14 protein-coding genes are annotated in these 18,991 nt (G+C 62.0%); 7 read left to right on the top strand and 7 right to left on the bottom strand.

What is annotated here, in order from left to right:
• Positions 1-4: 4 nt before the first annotated feature.
• The 7 genes from P0D87_RS05920 to P0D87_RS05890 form a co-directional block, all read right to left on the bottom strand.
• Positions 5-937, bottom strand: coding sequence for a glycosyltransferase (locus P0D87_RS05920; protein ID WP_006047157.1), 933 nt, complete (start codon positions 935-937; stop codon positions 5-7).
• A 73-nt stretch (positions 938-1,010) separates the two neighbouring features.
• Positions 1,011-1,952, bottom strand: coding sequence for a glycosyltransferase (locus P0D87_RS05915; protein WP_053860661.1), 942 nt, complete (start codon positions 1,950-1,952; stop codon positions 1,011-1,013).
• Between the two features lie 58 nt (positions 1,953-2,010).
• Positions 2,011-3,165: a glycosyltransferase gene (locus P0D87_RS05910; protein WP_053860662.1), complete on the bottom strand. Its 1,155-nt coding sequence runs from the start codon at positions 3,163-3,165 to the stop codon at positions 2,011-2,013.
• 1,098 nt (positions 3,166-4,263) lie between these two features.
• Positions 4,264-5,394 (bottom strand): amidohydrolase family protein, encoded by a 1,131-nt coding sequence (locus tag P0D87_RS05905; RefSeq protein ID WP_171799893.1) that lies wholly within the window; start codon positions 5,392-5,394, stop codon positions 4,264-4,266.
• Positions 5,395-5,402: 8 nt separating this feature from the next.
• Positions 5,403-6,710, bottom strand: a complete 1,308-nt coding sequence (locus P0D87_RS05900) for an MFS transporter (protein WP_053860664.1) — start codon at positions 6,708-6,710, stop codon at positions 5,403-5,405.
• A gap of 117 nt (positions 6,711-6,827) precedes the next feature.
• The gene (locus tag P0D87_RS05895) at positions 6,828-8,102 is read right to left on the bottom strand and encodes a CaiB/BaiF CoA transferase family protein (protein WP_053860665.1); all 1,275 of its coding nucleotides are present in this window, start codon (positions 8,100-8,102) and stop codon (positions 6,828-6,830) included.
• Positions 8,099-9,085, bottom strand: a complete 987-nt coding sequence (locus P0D87_RS05890) for a hydroxymethylglutaryl-CoA lyase (protein ID WP_053860666.1) — start codon at positions 9,083-9,085, stop codon at positions 8,099-8,101. Before P0D87_RS05890 ends, P0D87_RS05895 begins: the two co-directional genes overlap by 4 nt.
• Positions 9,086-9,322: 237 nt before the next feature.
• Here P0D87_RS05890 and P0D87_RS05885 point away from each other — a divergent pair, with 237 nt between their 5' ends.
• The 7 genes from P0D87_RS05885 (at position 9,323) to P0D87_RS05855 (ending at position 18,981) form a co-directional block, all read left to right on the top strand.
• Positions 9,323-10,096 carry an IclR family transcriptional regulator gene (locus tag P0D87_RS05885; protein WP_006047150.1) on the top strand — a complete coding sequence of 258 codons (774 nt, stop codon included), beginning with the start codon at positions 9,323-9,325 and terminating at the stop codon, positions 10,094-10,096.
• Between the two features lie 643 nt (positions 10,097-10,739).
• A complete protein-coding gene (locus P0D87_RS05880) occupies positions 10,740-13,169 on the top strand; it encodes a flavin monoamine oxidase family protein (protein ID WP_053860667.1) in 2,430 nt (809 codons plus the stop codon).
• A gap of 237 nt (positions 13,170-13,406) precedes the next feature.
• Positions 13,407-14,297 carry a nitrilase family protein gene (locus P0D87_RS05875; RefSeq protein WP_006047148.1) on the top strand — a complete coding sequence of 297 codons (891 nt, stop codon included), beginning with the start codon at positions 13,407-13,409 and terminating at the stop codon, positions 14,295-14,297.
• Between the two features lie 57 nt (positions 14,298-14,354).
• The gene (locus P0D87_RS05870; RefSeq protein WP_044020121.1) at positions 14,355-15,524 is read left to right on the top strand and encodes a substrate-binding protein; all 1,170 of its coding nucleotides are present in this window, start codon (positions 14,355-14,357) and stop codon (positions 15,522-15,524) included.
• A gap of 67 nt (positions 15,525-15,591) precedes the next feature.
• Entirely contained in the window at positions 15,592-16,425 is an 834-nt protein-coding gene (locus tag P0D87_RS05865) for a branched-chain amino acid ABC transporter permease (RefSeq protein WP_006047146.1), read from the top strand.
• Complete coding sequence (locus tag P0D87_RS05860; RefSeq protein WP_006047145.1) at positions 16,418-18,277, top strand: ABC transporter permease subunit; 1,860 nt, start codon at positions 16,418-16,420, stop codon at positions 18,275-18,277. The genes P0D87_RS05865 and P0D87_RS05860 overlap by 8 nt, the downstream gene beginning before the upstream one ends.
• Positions 18,274-18,981: a branched-chain amino acid ABC transporter ATP-binding protein gene (locus P0D87_RS05855; protein WP_053860668.1), complete on the top strand. Its 708-nt coding sequence runs from the start codon at positions 18,274-18,276 to the stop codon at positions 18,979-18,981. Before P0D87_RS05860 ends, P0D87_RS05855 begins: the two co-directional genes overlap by 4 nt.
• Positions 18,982-18,991 lie beyond the last annotated feature (10 nt).

Here is an 18,991-nt window from a genome sequence, read left to right as displayed (position 1 = left end):
ACACTCAATGAACGCGCAGCGCCGCGTTCAGGCAGCGGTCTATTCCCGACGAGGCGATCACGTTATTCCACCGCAAGTGAGTGAGACCGGAAGGGTCGTTCGCTGGCACGGTCTCATCCGACAGGTGACCGATTCCTGCAAAGATGTCGCGCCCCGTTACCTTGCACAGTATTCCGAATTCGGCAGCGGCCGTGAGGTTCGACGGCGAATCGTTGCAAATGATCCTTTTGCCTAACGCGGCATACTCGAGGAGCTTCGTCGGCGTCTGCACGTTGTACGGGCGCGAGTAAGGAATCGTGGAAATGGCGTACTCGCAGTTCTTCACGACATCGAGCGCGTCGCGCTGCGGCAGTTTTCCCGTGAATATCAGGCCGGGCGCGCCCTGATAGGCGTCGGCAATTTCCTTTTCGACGGCACCCACAAGCACCAGGGTTTCAGAACCGCGCCGCGCCGAGGCGAAACCCGCGAGGAATTCATCGACGCCCCGCTCCCGCGTAATTTCACCCATATAGCAAAAGGTTCCTGCGGGCAGCGACCCGTTGCGGGTTCCCCTGCACGAGAAGATCCAGTCAGGCACGCCCATCGGCAACAGGATGGTTTCCACACTGTCGTCGAAGTTCATGACCTTCTGCATCGATTCGTTCTGAAAAATCCGGAGATCCGGACGCGGCTGCAGTAGCTTCTTCGCAGTGTCTTTCAGCTCAATGTAGCTACCCACCGACAGCGAGCGATAGTCGTGAATCACGTAGCGCGACGGCAGTCTGCGTGGATAGAACCCCATGATGCACCAGAGCACATAGTTCTGCGGGTCGGAGATCTTTCTGTATTCGGCCATCGTCCCCGAGTCGACAAGATAGCCGTTCTTCTGGAAGTACTCGGTGTATGCGGCGACCTCGGGATAGTTCGCCTTGCCCGTATGCAAAATAAACAGTTTCACTTTGTCCTACCTCCGTTTCTCACACCCGGCACCCAGGTGATCGACGAACTCTCTGTCTCTGACGGCGTTACTCTTATTGGCTCAAGTTTATTTTTTGCGAAATATAGCTATTGATGTTCGACTTCTCGATCACGCTGTCCCACGCAAGCTGCGTGAAGTTCGCCCTTTCATTGGGCTTCGCCGTTTTCATGGTGGCGATCGTCATGCCGGCGAAGATGGAGGAGCCGGTGATGATGCTGTTGATCCGCAAATCCTCGCAACACGCGACGTTCGACGGCGAGTCATTGCACAAGATCTTCTTTCCGAGCGCCGCATACTCGAGCAATTTGGTCGGCGTCTGATAACAATGCGGACGGTGGTATGGAAAATACGACACCGCAATCGACGACTTCGCGACAAGTGCAAGCGCCTCGCGCTGCGGCAACGGGCCCGCGAACACCAACCCGCGCTTGCCGGCGTATCGCTCGTAAAGACGCGGCTCGGGTTTGCCTACGAGCAATAGCGAAACATCGCTTTCGCGGAAGTTCTCAAGGAACGCGTCAATGACGAGATGAAATCCCCGCTCGAAGCTCATGTCGCCGATATAGCAGAAGTCGGCGATATCTTCGGCATCGGGTGATTGTTGCGGCACATCGAAGATCCATTTCGGAACGCCCATTGGAAGTATCACTGACGGCACGTCGTCGTTGAACTTCATGATGTTCTGCTGCCGCGTGTTCTGGAATATCCGCAAACTGGGCCGCGCGTTCAGATAGCGCTTTGCGATGTCTTTTAGTCCCGCCGAGCCGCCGACGGACAGCGACCGGTAGTCGTGAATGACGAAGTCCGACGCCAGTTGCTTCGGATAGAACCCCATGATTGCCCACACCAGAAAGTCTGCCTTGTTCTCCAATGCCTTGTAGTCGGTCAGGGTTCCGGCGAGTACATCGACACCGCGTGCAGCGTAGTAGTCCTGGTATGCCAGGAGCTCGGGATAATTGGCCCGCCCCGGATGCAGCAAGAAAATTTTGTACACAGTGGGTCTCTCTGAATCGTTGGTGCGCTCAACTAGTCGATCGGATCGAATGCCGGAACTACACTGACTTGTCCGGGTTAGGCTGGATATCGCAAGGTCCGATCGAATGCGTGTCCATGACTTCCCTGCTGCGTTTTTCCGTGGTGGACTCGTAAGTGCTCAGCCATCTGTGAAAGATGATGTCCATCGAAAATTTGGCGACCGCGAGTTCTCTTGCGGCCGCGCCCATCTTTTCTCTCAGTTGCCGGTTGCCGCGCAGCTGCTCCACGTAACCCGGCATCTCTTCGTCGGACCCGACGAATCCCGTCACGCCGTGAACGACCACGTCGCGATTGCCGACCACGTCCGTCACGACCGCGGGGATGCCCGCGACCTGCGCTTCGATGAGCGCCACGGGCATGCCTTCCCAGCGCGAGGTCTGCACGTAGATGTCGAGTTCGGACATCAACGCGAGAGCGCGCGAACGAGTTAGCCAGCCACTGCATGTAAGCGCCGACGCCTGACTCGCATCGGGCACCTCTTCTCGATTGCCGCCGATCCACACAAAGCGCGTGGTCGAGTCGTGCAATGTGTTCGCAAGAGAGATAAATAGCTCGTGATGTTTCTGGAACGACGCGCGGCCATTCATTCCGATGACCACATCTCCGTCGTCGCGAATTCGGCGCAATGGGATGCTGCTAATGTCGACGCCGTTCTCTATCAGTTCCGAGTCCTTCACTCGCACCTTCTCTTCGATTTCGCGCAGCTCTCCCGGCGAACACGCGACCACTGTTCCGCCCATCAGGTCGGCCATGCGTTCGAACATCAGATACGCAAGCTGCTTCGTGCGAGAAACGTCGCGACGCAAGAATGCAAGACCGTGCGGCGAATAGAGAACCTTCGCGTTCTGCGTCGCAATCTTGGCGGCCGCCCGCCCTAATACGCCGGCCTTCGACGAGTGAAGATGAATCACCGTCGGGTCGACGCGCCGCATGTGTCTCGCCAGTTCCCACACGCTCGACCAATCTTTGCGAACATGCACGTCCCTGCACATGGACACGTGCACGAGGTCGACCTTGGGGTGGAACAGTTCGACGAAATTCCTGGGCGTTTCAGGTCGTGTCGAGTAAAGCACCGTGACATGCGCGCCGACTGACGCCGCGCGGTTGCAGAGCTCCGTGAGCATCGACAGAACGCCTCCTCCGAATGCCTCGGTAACGTGAACGATTCTCATGGGGCTCCCACGCCAATTAACGATTTGCCAACTTATTCGCCCTGCTCGCCGTCCAGATATGCGCCAATTAACCGGGTGTCCTGGAGCCTGCGTCCGTTTTAAAACGCAAAATGCGAAAATTAATCTGCGCAACTGGAAGTCATGCGTGAAGCGTCGCCAGGTAATCGATTTCAGGGCGCCGCGTTCTTTTTTGCCCGTAGCGAACACCGTTCAGGCCGCAATACGCGAAGCAATACAATGGATTAATACCAGTTAACGCGAACACGCAATTCGAGTTGCTAATCAACGCGAGACTTAGCTTTTTTCGGATTGATGCCTGTCGATCAACAAGCAAACAAGGAAGGCTACTGCTTCTGCAAACGCGGATTTCGCAAACCGCGATGGAACAAAAAGGAAAATCAGGCTCGCCGCATCTTTTAAATGCCGAAAAATGCAATGCGCAAAACCCTGCGTGACGATAAAAGTCTAAAAGTTATCGCTCCGTGCGGAAGGACACATCGCGCGGTAAGTTTTGCAAATGGCGTTTTGGAAGGAGCGGTAAGACTGACTTTCAGATAATATTATTACTTGGCGGGGATTTTTCGATTTATTCTGGGTCCAACCCATTGATTCGCGGTGAAGCGGCTGAAATGGATATAAGCATGGTTCATTCACAGCGGATAGACCGCCGGAGCGCTTCTACAAACGGGCGGCCAGGGGCGAAGAGAGCAGCGTATGCTTGTGTCGGAAGATCCGGGACGCGCAGCGCAACGCCTGCTCCTGGCAGGCATGGCCGTAACAGGCGGTGAACGTTCTACAACGAAGCTGTGACCGTCGTCCTGTCGTTTTGATCGTGTACGCTTTGCTTTTTCTATGGAGTACGGCGTTGACAGCGATTCCGATGGCCCTGAGGATCAAGCACGCGTTCTCCGTTGTACGCGTGCTGTGCATCTTTCTTGTGCTTACCGTTTGCATGCAAGTCGTCCAGACCTTCGAACGGTTCGCCGAGCGGCGCAAGGCGCGTCGCGACAATAAATAGCTTTGGCATCGCGATGCGTCGGGTGGCGCGGCTGCGCTTCTCGCCCGGCGTCGGTAGTGAACGAGTTCGAAAGACCGTCGTCAAGCAAGCCGATAAACGCGCGAGACTGTGCCGCGAAACAGTGCCGCGCGTTCGTCGGCGCTTGCATGCGCAGTGAGGCGCTTGAACGCATTCCAGCCGTTGCTATACGGATACGAGCCTTTGTCGACGGGGAAATTGCTTTCGAACATGCAGCGGTTCACACCGAACGCCTCGATGCAGGTATGCATCCACGGTTTCCACGCGTCGGCCAGTTCTACCGACGACGGCGGACGCTCGCCCTTCTCGAAGTCGAAGCCGTTGATCCGCATTCCAAGGCCGCCGACCTTCACATAGACGTTCGGCAGTTGCGCCAGTTGACGCATCGAGCGCGACCAGTTGTCGAAAACCTCTTTGCGCTTGTCCGCGTAGCTCGCAATGCGCACGACCCCGCCGCAATGATTGATGATGATCGGCATGTCGGGGTATGTCTTCGCCAGGTCGAACAACTCGGGGAGTTGCGGAAAGAACAGCCATGCATCGTATGAAAGACCGCGTGCGGCCAGTTGCGCGACGCCTTCGCGATAGCTCGAATCGAGCAGCAGACCACGCGGAACCGCGGACAGCGGATTGACCAGCGTTTGATCGGCGTCCCACGTCACGAGGTGCCGAACGCCTCGAAAGCGCCCTTTGCCGGCCTCGATATGCGCGTCGAGCACGCTTTGCACGGCCGCGCCGCGACGAAGATCCGCGTAACCGACAATGCCCTTTGCGACCTGCGGCGAACCGGCGGGCAACGCGGCAACGGCGTTCGCGACATACTCCGTTTCTCCCACCGGGCGCAGCTCTTCGGGGCCGCTCTGACGATAGCGCGTCAGTCCCTGCATGAAGACGGACGCCGTGATGTTATGCCCCGAACGTGCATCGGCGAGATAGTCGTCGAGCAGATAAATCCAGCCGGGACGCTCGTAGAAGTGATGATGCGCGTCGATGATCGGCATCTCCGGCTCAATCGCGGCTTCGGTGGCCGACGCGAGCCATTCCGGGCGAACCGGCAGATAGTTGCTGGTGGTCTTCATGCTGTGCGTGTCCTCTGTGGCGAACGCATGCGTGGGTGCGATGGCGCAAGCCGCAACCGATGTCGCGGCAGCGCTGAGAAAGTTGCGTCTTCCTCGTGAACGGATTGTGTTCATGGTCATTTTTATTGGTCGCGATTGAATGCGTAGAGCGACAGCGTCAGCAGCGTCGTGATGCCGAGCACGATGGCAAGCCCCATCATCCCCGCCGTGAACGTGCCGAAACTGTCCTTCAGATAGCCGACGAGATACGGGCCGGCGAAGCCGCCCAATGCGCCGATCGAATTGATCAGCGCAAGGCCGCCCGCGGCTGCCTGTCCCGACAGAAAGCGGGCCGGCAGTGTGTAGAAAATGGTTCGTCCGGCAATCGTGCCGATGAGCGCCAGCGTCACGCCGAGCAGCGCCGGGCCGAGTTGGTGAAAGTGCGTCGATACGCCGAGCGCCACCGCGCCGATGAAGAGGCCCGCCGCGAGATTCGCAATCGCTCCGCCCCGGCGATCGACGCGTTTCGCCCACCACAGCAGCGCTATCGTGGCAAAGAAGTAAGGCACCGCGGAGAGCCAGCCGGTCTGCGTCACGCTCATGCCGTGTCCCTTGAGCATCTGCGGCAGCCAGATGCCGATGCCGTACGAGCCCATCGTGAAGCCGAACGAGATCATCGCGAGGATGTAGACGCGCACGTCCTTCAGCGCCGCGCCGAAGTGCTTTTCCTTGCGTCCCGACGATGCTTCACGATCGAACGCACCCTGCAGCGCTTCGCGTTCTATCGGCGACAACCATTTGGCGTCGGCCGGCCGATCCGCGAGCATCTTAAGCACGAGGAAGCCGAGCACACACGCGGGCAATCCTTCGATGATGAACATCCAGCGCCAACCGGCCAGACCCAGCACGCCATCCAGTTGCAGAAGCCAGGTCGACAGCGGCGCGCCGATCAGCGATGAAAGCGGCGTCGAGACGGTAAACCACGCCAGCACGCGAGTGCGGTATTGAGCGGGAAACCACACGGCCAGAAAAAAGATCACGCCGGGAAAGAAGCCCGCTTCGCCGATGCCGAGCAGCAGCCGGATCGCGTAGAAGCTGTTGGGCCCGACCGCGGCCGAGGTGGCGGCGGCCATCAAGCCCCACGTGATCATGATCCGCGCGAGCCACCGTCGCGCGCCGAAGCGATAGAGCGCGAGGTTGCTCGGGACTTCGAAGATGCAATATCCCGCGAACATGATGCCGGCGCCCCAGCCGAACTGCGTCGCCGTCAGTCCGAGTTCCTTGTTCATCGTCAGAGCGGCGAAGCCGACGCTCGTACGGTCGAGATAATTGAAGAAGTACGCGAGCGCGAGCAGCGGAATAAAACGCCACGCCGCCTTGCGCACCGCCTGCTGTTCGAGCGAACTGTCGTTCACGCTGTCGGCAGCCATGCCGGGGGAAATTGAGGTCATCGTCGTCTCCATGACTTCGCCGGTCCGCTGCGAGAATGGGCGCGGCCGGGCGGTTTGATGCGTTGGCGGTTTTAACTTTTGCGGTTGCGGCCTTTGCGGTTTTCACCACTAACCGCTTCAGGCACTGGCAAGCTCGTTTGCAGATGGACTGAGGCGATCGCCGGCCTGCCACTCCTGACAGCGGACAACGCCGGCCTCGGTCAATTGCCTGACGTGCTCAGCCGTATAGCCAAGCTCCGACAGCAGCGCCTGCGTGTTCTGTCCAAGCGCCGGCGGCGCGGCGCGCAGGCGCAGCCGCTCGCCGGCAAGCGTCAGCGGCAACAACGCCGTTCGCGTGGTAACCGACTGTCCCGCAACGCTTGCGTCGGGCGGCAAGGTCACGTCGGCGAGTCCGCCGGTCGCGAGAAGATGCGGATCGTCGAACAGGTCCTGGGGCTTCGTGATCGGCGCATAAGGCAAGCCGATCCGGTCGAAAATCCGGCTGATTTCCGCCGCGCTGAACGCCTCCATGTGCGTGCGCAGCCGGGGCAACAACCAGTCGCGCGCCTGAACCCGCTGGTTGTTGGTCGCGATCCGTTCGTCCGCTTTGAGCTCGTGCAGACCGAACGCATCGCAGAAAAGCGCCCACTGCGTGTCCGATACCACGGCGAGGAAAATCTGTTCGCCATCCTTCACGGAGAACACGTCGTACACGGCCCACGCGGACAGGCGATTCGGCATCGGCGCGGCGGCTTTGCCGGTCACCGCGAACTGCATCATGTGCTGCGCGACGAGAAACACGTTGTTCTCGAACAGCGCACTCTGCACTTCCTGGCCCTGCCCCGTGCGTTCGCGCTGCGCGAGCGCGGCCATCGCGCCGATCGCGCCGAACATGCCGCCCATGATGTCGTTCACGCTCGTGCCAGCGCGCAGCGGCCGGCCTTCGGGTCCGGTCATATACGCGAGGCCGCCCATCATCTGCACGACTTCGTCCAGTGCCGTGCGATGGTCGTAAGGCCCCGGCAAAAAGCCCTTGTGCGAGACATAGATGAGGCGCGGGTTCAGCTTCGACAGCGCGGCGTAGCCGAGCCCGAGCTTGTCCATCGTTCCGCTCTTGAAGTTCTCGCTGAAGATGTCCGCGCCGCCCAGCAGCTTGTGCACGATTTCGAGCCCGCGCGGATCTTTAACGTCGACGGCAATGCTTTTCTTGTTGCGGTTGAAGGTGCTGAAGAAACCCGCACCCGAACCGCGGAGCGCGCGCGTGCTGTCGCCAGCGATCGGCTCGACCTTGATGACTTCCGCACCCAGGTCCGCGAGCACCATGCCGCACGTCGGGCCCATCACCATGTGGGTCATCTCGACCACGCGCACGCCGCTATAGGGCAGCGACGGGTTGTTGTGGGCATCGCTCATTGCGCGGCTCCTTTGAGGCAAGCTTCGGGCTGGACGGCGCTTGGGCTGCGACCGTCGGCGTACGTGAATCCCTTGGGCAAGCCGGCGTCCTGCACGTGTCCGTACAAGGCTTCGCCGGGGAGTGCTTCGGCCAGGATCGAGCGCGCCGCAATGAGCGCATCGATGTCGATGCCGGTGTCGTATCCCATCGCTTCGAGGAGGAACGCGAGGTCTTCAGTGACGATGTTGCCGGTCGCGCCTGGCGCATAGGGGCATCCGCCCAGACCTGCCTGACTGGAGTCGATGGTCGTGACGCCCACTTCGAGTGCCGCGACCACATTGGCGAGACCCTGGCCGCGCGTGTTGTGAAAATGCGCGCCGCCCGCCTTGCTGCCGAACTCGGTTTGCAGGCGGCGAAACAGGCGTCGAACCTGGGCCGGATTCGCATAGCCGCTGGTGTCGGACAGGCCGATTTCATCGACGCCGCACGCCGCCATCGCGGCGCACATGCGGATCGTCTCGTCGTCGCTGACCGCGCCGGCAATCGTGCAGCCAAACGCAACCGACACACCGGCTTCGATTGCAATGCCGGGAAATTCAGCGTCTCGCAACGCGACGATCTGCCGGACCTCTTCGATCATCTGATCGGTCGTCTTGCGGATGTTGGCCAGCGAGTGCTCGTTCGTCACCGACACCGGCAACGTCACTTTATGGACGCCCGATTCGAATGCCGCCTGACATCCGCGCAGGTTCGGCGCGAGGACCGCGACGTTCAGTCCTGGGATCGTCAGCGCGTGCGCGACGACCTCGCGGATGTCGGCCATTTGCGGCAGCAACTTCGCGGGCACGAACGAGCCGACTTCGATTTCCTTGAGCCCGGCTGCGGCGAGCGCGGAGATCCAGCGCAGCTTCGCGTCGGTGGGCATGACGGTTCGGATGCTCTGAAGGCCGTCGCGCGGACCGACTTCACTGATCATCACCGGTAAAGGGAGAGACGTATTCAAGAGATGCTCCTTATCGTTCTGCTATACAGAATGGTGTTCTGTTAAACAAAACTATAGGAGCGTGGTGATTGCGCATCAAGCGGGTAAACCCGTTCGCCGTGTCCGTTTTATAGAATAACGTTCTTCTATGCAGAACGACGTGGACAGTGTTTACCCTTGTATGGGTTACGCCCGACGAAAGTTGACGCATCTTCGGCGAGCCCCTACGATGGTCTGCACAACAGAACGGTATTCCAGATGCAAGCGGACGATGCAGACAAAGGTGGCGTAGCAGCACTAGACCGGGCCTTCGCCATTCTCGGCGTGTTCCAGCCGGGCGAACGCGCGCTTTCGCTCGCCGAAATTGCCCGGCGAACGGGCTTCTACAAAAGCACGATTCTTCGATTACTGAGCTCGCTCGAACGCGGCGGCTTTATCCGAAGGCTTGACGGTAACTATTCGATCGGCCCCGAGCCGCTTCGGCTCGCCCAAATATTTCAGGAGTCGTTTCACATCCGCGAGGTGATCGAGCCGGTATTGCGGCAGCTTTCGGACGATTCGGGCGAGACGTCGTCGTTCTACGTCAGGCAAGGCGAATATCGCGTGGTCTTGCATCGCGTCGAGCCGCCGCGTTCGGTGCGCGTGTCGATTCGTGAAGGCGAGCGCTTTCCGATCGATCGCGGCGCGTCGGGAAAAATACTCATCGCATTTTCGAAGCCGTCGCGAGCCACTCACGATGCGGTACGCGAAAGATTGTGGGCGTTGTCCTACGGCGAGCGCGACCCCGACACGGCCGCCGTGTCGGTTCCGGTCTTCGGGCCGAACAGCGAACTCGCGGGCGCGTTGACGTTGTCGGGTCCGAAAGATCGCCTCGGCGCCAGCGACAAGATGCGAGCCGCGTGCAATCTGTTGCTGACCTCGGCAGCCCGGGCGACGGCTGCGCTCGGCGGCGATCATCGCCTCTTCGCGTATGGCATCGCGCTCGCCGCGCAGTTCGATTTCGCGCTGCCGGGTGAAACTCAAAAAGCGTGAGCGTGTATCGCGGATATGGCCTATGGGCGATTCGTCGCATAGACCTGCGGCTCGCTCTCGCCCTGCAACTCAGCGCATATGCCGTAGTGTCGAACATCGTCTGACGGGGCAATAGTTCGACACTCTGATACGCCACGCTGATCTTGTCGCGGCCTGGATCACGCAAGCCTTTGGCGTTGCGTTTAATGCACTCATCGTCGGAATGACTAATACGTTCTGGCGCATCGCCCCGCATTGCAAGCGCTGACAACTCTCCCTTCCCTGTTCGTTTCTCCGTCACGCGATTCGCTTCGCTGCGGGCGGACGGCGCGCGCGATAGTACCTTTCCTAGCGGCATCAACGTTCGCGCAGCGACGCTGCCGTCGCCGGCGTGTGTGCGGCTGCCAAGTGCTCGCAGACGCGCGATGAGCGGCAGTAAGCAGGCACCAGGCGACTAGCAAGCGATCAGCAAGCCGACCACTCATCGGCCGCCGAACCCCGCTGACCGGCTCTATCGCCTCGACGCACTGCATGCATTGCCGCTCGCCCTTCATCCATTGCACGCCGCCGGCGGCCCGTGCCCGCACTAACACTCGCACTCGCTGCACAGCGATCCGGTTCACGCGGTCACGACATAGAGACAACTTAACCAGGGAAATACGACATGCCTCAGATCGAACCAGGCTCCTCCGCATCCGGCCACAACCCGCACCTGCCGCCGCCCGGCGGAATTCCCGCCGAGGAGCCGGCCACGCCGTCGGCTACACCGCAACCGCTCTCGCCCAGCCTTCCGACTGCCAGAGCGCGAGGCCCCGAAGGTTCCGGCGAGCCCGCGCCGTCGGCACGCCCGCGCCAGGCGCTGCCGGCATCGAAGACTGACACAGCCGCGCCGGCGCGGAGCAAGGAATGGCCCGCCAGGATCTCCATGCGCGACTATCTGACGCCGGAGAACTGCGGCGCGCTCGCTCGCGATGGCTCGCTTTCGATGCTCGGACGCGCGCTGCCGCGGCTGACGCCGCAGACGGTCGGACGTTACTTCAAGGAGCCGGTGGGCGACTGGCCGCGCGATCGCAACAAGCTCGGCCCCGCGGTCAGTAAAAATCTGACGCTGCTCGCCAGCATGGAGGAAGGACCGAAGCGCGAGCAACTGCACTTAGAGACGACGCTGCAATGGCACGCGCTCTGCGAAGCCGAGCAAGGCGACGTGCTCGAAGCGCTCGGCACGCGGCAAGCGGACCTTCTCGGCGATACGGCGCGCCAGGCTTCGAACGATCTGCCGCGCACGCCGGTTCGCGACTGGCTCGAGCATACGGCCGTCTTCATGAAGCCCGAAACCGCCGCGCGGCTGCTCAATTCGTGCACGCCGGAGGCGCGGCAGAAGCTCGACATGCCGATGCAAGCCGCGGGCGACGACGCCGATCTCAAAGCGCTGCTGAAGGACCGCTTCACCGATCTGCGCATGACCATGCCGCTCGATCACATGTACGACTACACCGGTTTCTGGTGGGACAACAACCGCCAGGTCGGCGCGCTGCCCGAAGGCGTCGCGGAGAACCTCAAGGTCTGCGTGGTCGGTGCGGGCCCGGCCGGCATCATGGCGGCGGACGCGCTGAACCGCATCGGCGTGAAGCCGGTCGTGCTCGAACAGGCGGATCACATCGGCGGACGGATTGCGTCGGGACGCTGGGAAGACGACCCCACGCCCTATCATCCGGGCGGCATGCGCTTTCACACGACGCGCGGCAACTTCTACTGGAGCCTCGCCGAACACTACGGCCTGGAGCATGTGCCGTTTCCCAATTCGAGTTCGGTGCAGACGTCGTACCTTATCGGCGGCAAAGTGTATGAAGCGCAGCCCGGCGAGGCGCCGGAGAACGCGACGATGCGCAAGGTCGCGGAAGACGTCATGCGTTCGATGACCGAGCCGCTGCTCGCGCCGATCCGCGAAGCGCGCGACGCAGGCGATACCGCGCGCTTTCGCGAGCTGTGCGACGACGCCAAGCAGAAATTCGACAGCCACACGTTCCAGTCCGGCCTCAAAGAGCTGCTGAAGGAAAAAGGCATCACCTGGAACAAGGACGAATGGCGCACGTTCGGCGCGACGGGCATCGGTGTCGGCGGCTATTCGGGCTACTTCAGCACGGGCTTTCTGGAGGAATTCCGTTTTCTCGCGGACGAGCGTCTGGAGGACCACGTCGCGCTCGTCGACGGCGCCGATGCCCCGCTCTACAAGGTGATCGAAGATAGCGACGATCTGCCCGAAGGAGCCGTTTCGCTTGCCGAGCAGAACGCGATCCAGCTCAACGCCGAAGTTACGAGCATCAAGAAAGTGGACGGAAAGTACCAGGTGACGTGGCTCGACAAGACGAGCAAGAAAACGAAAACCGCCGAGTACGACGAACTATTTTTTGCCGGCGGTCCGCGCGAGGCCGTACGTCTTGGCCTGACCGGTCCGCAGGAAGGTTCGGAGCCGTTGCTGCCGGACGATTTCGCCGCCGCCGTCAAGGACGCTCGCGTGGTGCCCGCCACCAAGATGGCCGTGAAGATCGCCGCGGATCTGCTGGAAGACCGCCAACTGCCGGGCAATGTTCAGGCGGACGAACTATTTCAGCAGTCGTACGTGGTGCCTGCCCGCGACGGCGGCGCCGTGGTTTATCCAAGCTATACGCTCGGCGACAACTCGACAAAGGTCGCCGGCATGACGGGCCGCGAACAGATGGACCTATTCATCCAGACGCTTCGAAACGTGGCCTCGCGCGATCCGGAGAATCCGTCGCATAAGAAGCTCGCGGATCTCGCCGACGTCGTCGAGCAGAGCCGCGAGGGCATTGCGTACACGCACTGGGGCCTGGAGCGTCATCAGTGGGGCGCGTTCAAGATGGACGGACCGGACCAGCTCGACAACACGCGCACGCTGTATGCCGCGCTGCTGCGGATGAGCGACGGTGCAATCGCGATCGGCGAGGAACTGACGTTCGAGGGCGGCTTCGCGAGCGGCGCGCTGGCGTCGGCGACTCATGGCGTGCAGCAGTTCGTGCGGCGTCAGGGCGGGACACTGCCGCCGAATTCGCCGTACTACCAGGAGTTGCTGTAAAGCCGGCATGGCAAACGGCGACCGGCAAGCAGCAAAACAAGTGCTTTCCCTATAACCGTCCTAAGTGCTTGACATGGGAAATTTGATTTCATAAATTCGTTCCCAGTCTGTCGCCATGAATCTTGTGGCGGCACACGGCAACGTTGCCGTGCTACACATGGAAGGCTATGCAGCCCCCTAACCTTGCGTTTTCAACGCTGGTCAGGGGGCTTTTTGTTTTGGGAGACGAAAACAGCAATGTCGCACTACGACCTCGCAAAGCCCGGCTCAGAGGAACTCGTCATCGCGTGCGTGCAGATGGAGCCGCACATCGGTGCGAAGCGCGCCAACGTGGCGCGGCTGATCCGGCATGTGGAAACCGCCGCGGGTAACGGCGCATCGCTCGTCGTATTGCCCGAGCTGGCGACGACCGGTTACGTGTTCGCGGACCGCGACGAGGCGTTCTCGCTTGCCGAAGGCTTGCCCGATGGCGAGACGTCCCAGCTCTTCGCCGAGACCGCGCAGCGCCTCGGCGTTCATATCGTCACCGGCATCGCCGAACGCGCCGGCAAGCGTCTTTATAACTCGGCGCTCTTCACCGGTCCTTCCGGCCACATCGGTATTTATCGCAAGCTGCATCTGTGGAATAACGAAAACCGCTTCTTCGAGCCGGGCGATCGCGGCGTGCCCGTGTTCGGCACACCGCTCGGGCGCATTGCGATTGCAATCTGCTACGACGGCTGGTTTCCGGAGACCTACCGGCTCGCGGCGATGCAAGGCGCGGACATCGTATGCGTGCCGACCAACTGGGTGCCGATGCCCTCGCAGCCCGACGACCGCTCGGCGATGGCGGCGACACTCACGATGGCCGCCGCGCACAGCAACGGCATGGCGATCGCGTGCGCGAACCGCATCGGCACCGAGCGCGGGCAACTGTTCATCGGTCAGAGCCTGATCGTGGGCGGCGACGGCTGGCCGCTCGCGGGGCCCGCGAGCGTCGACCGCGAAGAAGTGCTGTACGCGACGATCGACGTCAAACGCACTCGCGCTGCGCGCACGCTGAACGCTTTCAATCACGTCCTGCGCGATCGCCGCGCGGACGTGTACGACCCGATGCTGGGCGCGCGCTGGCCTTCTTTTCAGACATGAAGCATGCCGTATTCGTGCAACTCCCCTACTCTACTCACCACCACTGCGAAGGACATCATGAGACCGTTCACTAAACTCTTCCTGGTTGCCGCGGTCGCGGCAATGGCCGGCGCGGGAACCTGCGCGAACGTGTTCGCCGCGGAGCCGATCCGCATCGGCGTCGCGGTTGGACTGTCCGGCGCGAACAGCGTGGTCGCGCCCGCGGTGGTGCAGGCGTCGCAACTCGCCGTCGATGAAATCAACGCAACCGGCGGCATTCTCGGCCGGCCCGTGCAACTCGAGATCGCCGACGACGCATCCGGCGCGGTCGGCGCGCAGAAGGCGTACGACACGCTCGTCTTCCAGAAGAACGTCGATGCAATCATCTCGATGGAAACCAGCGCCGCGCGCAATGCCGCGCTGCCGATCGTCGCGCGCGGCAAGAAGCCGTTCATCTACACGTCGTTCTACGAAGGCCGCTCGTGCAATCCGTGGATGTATGTGAACGGCTGGGTGCCGGAGCAGCAGGTCGCGCCGGTGGTCGACTACTTCGCGAAGGCCAAGAGCGCGAAGACCTTCTACCTGGTCGGCAACGACTACGCGTTTGGCCGCGGCATGCTGCAGTTCACGCGCAAGTACATCGAGGCGCACGGCGGCAAGGTCGTCGGCGAGGAATATCTGCCGACCGACGGCACCGACTGGACGCCGATTCTTTCGAAGATCCGCGCGGCGCACCCCGACGCGCTGATCAGCGCGACTGCGGGCGGCGCGCCCAACGTCGCGCTCGCGAAGCAGTTGAAGGGCTCGGGGCTCACGCTGCCGTACGGCAATCTCGCGATCGACGAAGGCACCGCGAAAAGCATGGGCGACGTGGCGACCGGCATCTACATGTCGGGCTCGTATCTGACGAGTATCGATACCTCGGCGAACAAGAAGTTTCTCGCGTCGATGGACAAGCGTTTCGGCAAGGACATGAAGACGCCGAACGAACTCTCCGAGCCGCAATACGAGGCGTTTTTCCTCTACAAGGCCGCGGTCGAAAAAGCCGGTTCCGCCGATCCGGGCAAGGTCATCAAGACGCTCGATCAGGTATCGTTCGATGGTCCGCGCGGTCAGATCGAAATGGTCAAGAGCCGGCATACGCCGCTCGCGATGCGTCTCGGCCAGATCCAGTCGGACGGCTCGGTGAAGATCCTGCAGACTTTCCCGGACGTCGATCCGGGCGCGCAGTGCCCGAACATCAAGTAGGCGCTACCGGCAACAAGGCATCCGCCTGAGCGCGCGGCTCGCCGTGCGGATGCGACTGGAGACAACCATGGTTCTCGCATTAGACATTCTCACCACCACAGCCGTGCTGTTCATCGTGACGGCCGGCCTGATGGTGATCTTCGGCGTGATGAAGATCGTCAACTTCGCGCACGGCGCGTTGCTGACGATGGGCGCTTACGCGAGCTTCGTCGTCACGCAATTGAAGCTCAACCCGTGGCTCGGCGTGCCGCTTGCGATCGTCGTCGGCATCGTGGTCGGCATGCTGGTCGAGCTGATCATCGTGCGGCCCTTGTATAAGCGTCCGCTCGATGCGATTCTCGCGACGTGGGGCCTCGGCATCGTGATCGGGCAAATCATCGTAATGGTGTTCGGCCGCGAAGTGCAGTTCGTCGAAACGCCGCTCAAGGGCGTGGTGTCGATTGCGGGCACCGACTATTCCGCCTACCGCCTCGTGCTGATTCCGGTTGCGCTCGGCATCTGCGCGATCATGACCGCGCTGCTGACCGGCACGCGCTTCGGCGTGAAGACACGCGCGGTCATCATGAACGAAGACCTCGCGCGCGGGCTCGGCATTCACTCGGGACGTATCCGCTTTATCACGTTCAGCCTCGGCGCGGCCTTCGGTTCGCTCGCCGGCGTGCTCATCACGCCGTTATCGAGCGTCGATCCCGACATGGGTCTGCCGTGGCTCGTCAGTGCCTTCATGCTCGTGATGGTGTCCGGGCATTCGATGCTGAGCCTGCTCGTCACCTGCTTCGTATTCGGCGCCTGCCAGGTGCTCGTCAGCACCTTCGTGAGCCCGGTGCTCGGCGGGCTGACCATCGCCGTGCTGGCCGCGCTCACGCTGCGCATCCGTCCGCGGGGGTTCTCTCATGGCTAAAGTCAACGCGTCGCTGGATCATGCCGGGCGCGACTCGTCGCCGGGCAGCAAGCGCTTAGGTACGCAGCAAAAATCGTTGCGCGGTCTTGCGATGATCGGCGTGCTCGGCATTCTGTTGATCGCAGCGGGACCGTTCCTGTTCGGCTCGTATCTGCTGAACGTGCTGATTCAGGCGTTCTTCTTCTCGATCGTCGCGGTGACGGTCGATATTCTGTGGGGCTACACCGGCTATCTGACGTTCGGCCAGTCGGCCTTCTTCGGACTCGGCGCGTATGCGGCCGGCCTGGTGTTCACGCATGGCGGCTTTTCGACGGCATACGTGCTGCTCGCGCTCGCGGCCACGCTTGCCGTGACGGCCGGCGTCGCCGCCCTGCTCGGCTGGCTGTCGTTCTATCGCGGCGCTTCGCCGTTCTTCGCAACGGTCATGTCGCTCGTGCTGCCCATCGTGCTGAGTCAGTTGCTGCTCTCCGGCGGCGAGTGGACCGGATCGAGCTCGGGGCTGACCGGCTATCAGACCTTCGATCTCTCGCTCGAAGCGTGGTACTGGATCGCAGGCGCGGCGCTCGCGGTCGTCGTGGGACTCGCGTGGGTCTTCGTGCGCAGCGACGGCGGGCGCGTGCTCGCGGCGATTCGCGACAACGAATCGCGCTGCCTGTATCTCGGCATCAACACGTCGCTCGTGAAGATCGGGCTGCTCGTCGCCACTGCTGCGGTCGCGGGACTCGCCGGTTTCGGCTATGGCTCGTTCAGCGGCGTGGTCGCGCCCGAACTGACCGGCTTCGTGCTCGGCACGCAACTGATCATCTGGGTCGCGCTCGGCGGACGCGGCACGTTGTGGGGTCCGGTGATCGGCGCGCTGCTGATCAACGTGGGCACGTCGTATCTGAGCGGCATCATGCCGTTCGCGTGGCAACTGATCTTGGGCGCCGCGTTCGTCGCGGTGATCGTGTTGTTGCCGCAAGGTCTCGTGCCGCTGCTCGTCAAGCCGCTGCGCCATCTCGCGGGCGAGACGCGCGAACCGGAGCTGATCGAGCGGCCGGTGCGCGACGGCGACGCGCTTCATGCCGCCGCGCCCGCGCTGCGCATGAGCGGCGTCGCGCGTCATTTCGGCAGTCTGAAGGTGCTGCAAGGCATCGACCTCGACGCGCAGGCGGGTGAACTCGTCGGCCTCATCGGTCCGAACGGCGCGGGCAAAACGACGCTGATGCGCTGCATGAGCGACGGCGCGGAACGCTCGGCCGGCACGGTCATGTTGTGCGGCAACGATATCCGGCAATTGCCGCCCGACCGTTGCGTGCGCTTTGGCCTCGGGCGCAAGTTCCAGAACGCCAACATCTTCGAAACGCTGACCGTCGCGCAATGTCTGCGCATTGCGGGCACGCTGATCGAGCGGCCGTCGCTCGTGCGGCGCTCGGCCACGCTCGCATTGCCGCCGTATGCGCTCGAAGTGATTCGCGCGACGAACCTCGAGCGCAAGCTCGGCGCCGTCGCGAAAGATCTCTCGCACGGCGAACAGCAGGCGCTCGAACTCGCGATGGTGCTCGCGCTCGAACCGCGCATCGTGCTGCTGGACGAGCCGACCGCGGGCCTCACGAAAACCGAGCGCACGCAGATCGGCAACGTGCTTGCGACGCTCGCTCACCGGTACAAGCTGTGTTGCCTGCTGGTCGAGCACGACCTGGATTTCGTCGCGGGCATCGCCACGCGTATCGTGGTGCTGCATCAGGGGCGCATCGTGATGCAAGGCAATTTCGACGAAGTGGTCAACTCGGAACTCGTCAGAACCATTTATGCCGGCACCGCGCAAGGCGATGCAGCCGCCGGCGCAGCAACACAACGGGAGGCGTCGTGAGCCAGATCGCGTTGAATCTGAAGGACGTGACAAGCGGATACAAGGCGTCGGTCGTGCTGCGCAAGCTGTCGTTCAGCGTCGCGAATGGCGAAGCCGTCGCGCTGCTCGGCAAGAACGGCATGGGCAAGACCACGCTGCTCAAAACGATCATGGGTTATCTGCCGAAGCAAAGCGGCGCGGTGCATGTGCATGGGCAGGACATCACGCGGCTGCCGCCGCATCGCATCGCGCGGGCCGGCATTGCCTACGCGCCACAGGAACATGCGCTGTTTCAGGATCTCAGCATCCGCGACAACCTGCGGCTCGGGCTCGTGAACGTCTCCGTGTTCGACGAGCGCTTCGCCGAAATCGAGCCGATTTTTCCGGTGTTCGGCAGCCGCTTGCGCCAGTACGCGGGCACGCTCTCGGGCGGCGAGCAGAAGATGCTGCTGGTGGCGCGCGCGCTGATGATGCGCCCGTCGATCATCCTGCTCGATGAAATCACCGAGGGTCTGCAACCTTCGGTGATCGACAGGCTGGCCGATGCGCTGTTATGGGAGCGCAGCCGTCATGGCACGACGCTTTTGCTGATCGAACAGAACGTGCCGTTCGCGCTGAAGGTTGCCGACCGCTACGCGGTGCTCAAGCAAGGCGAGATCGTCGACGAAGGCAACGCGAAGGACGATGCGGCAGCCGAATCGATCTACGAACATTTGCGCGTTTGACTCTCCTCTG

The organism is Paraburkholderia sp. RL17-368-BIF-A, from assembly GCF_046054045.1.
GTDB lineage: Bacteria > Pseudomonadota > Gammaproteobacteria > Burkholderiales > Burkholderiaceae > Paraburkholderia > Paraburkholderia graminis.
The sequence above is the reverse complement of the archived record's forward strand: the minus strand, read 5'-3'. Positions and strand labels throughout refer to the sequence as shown.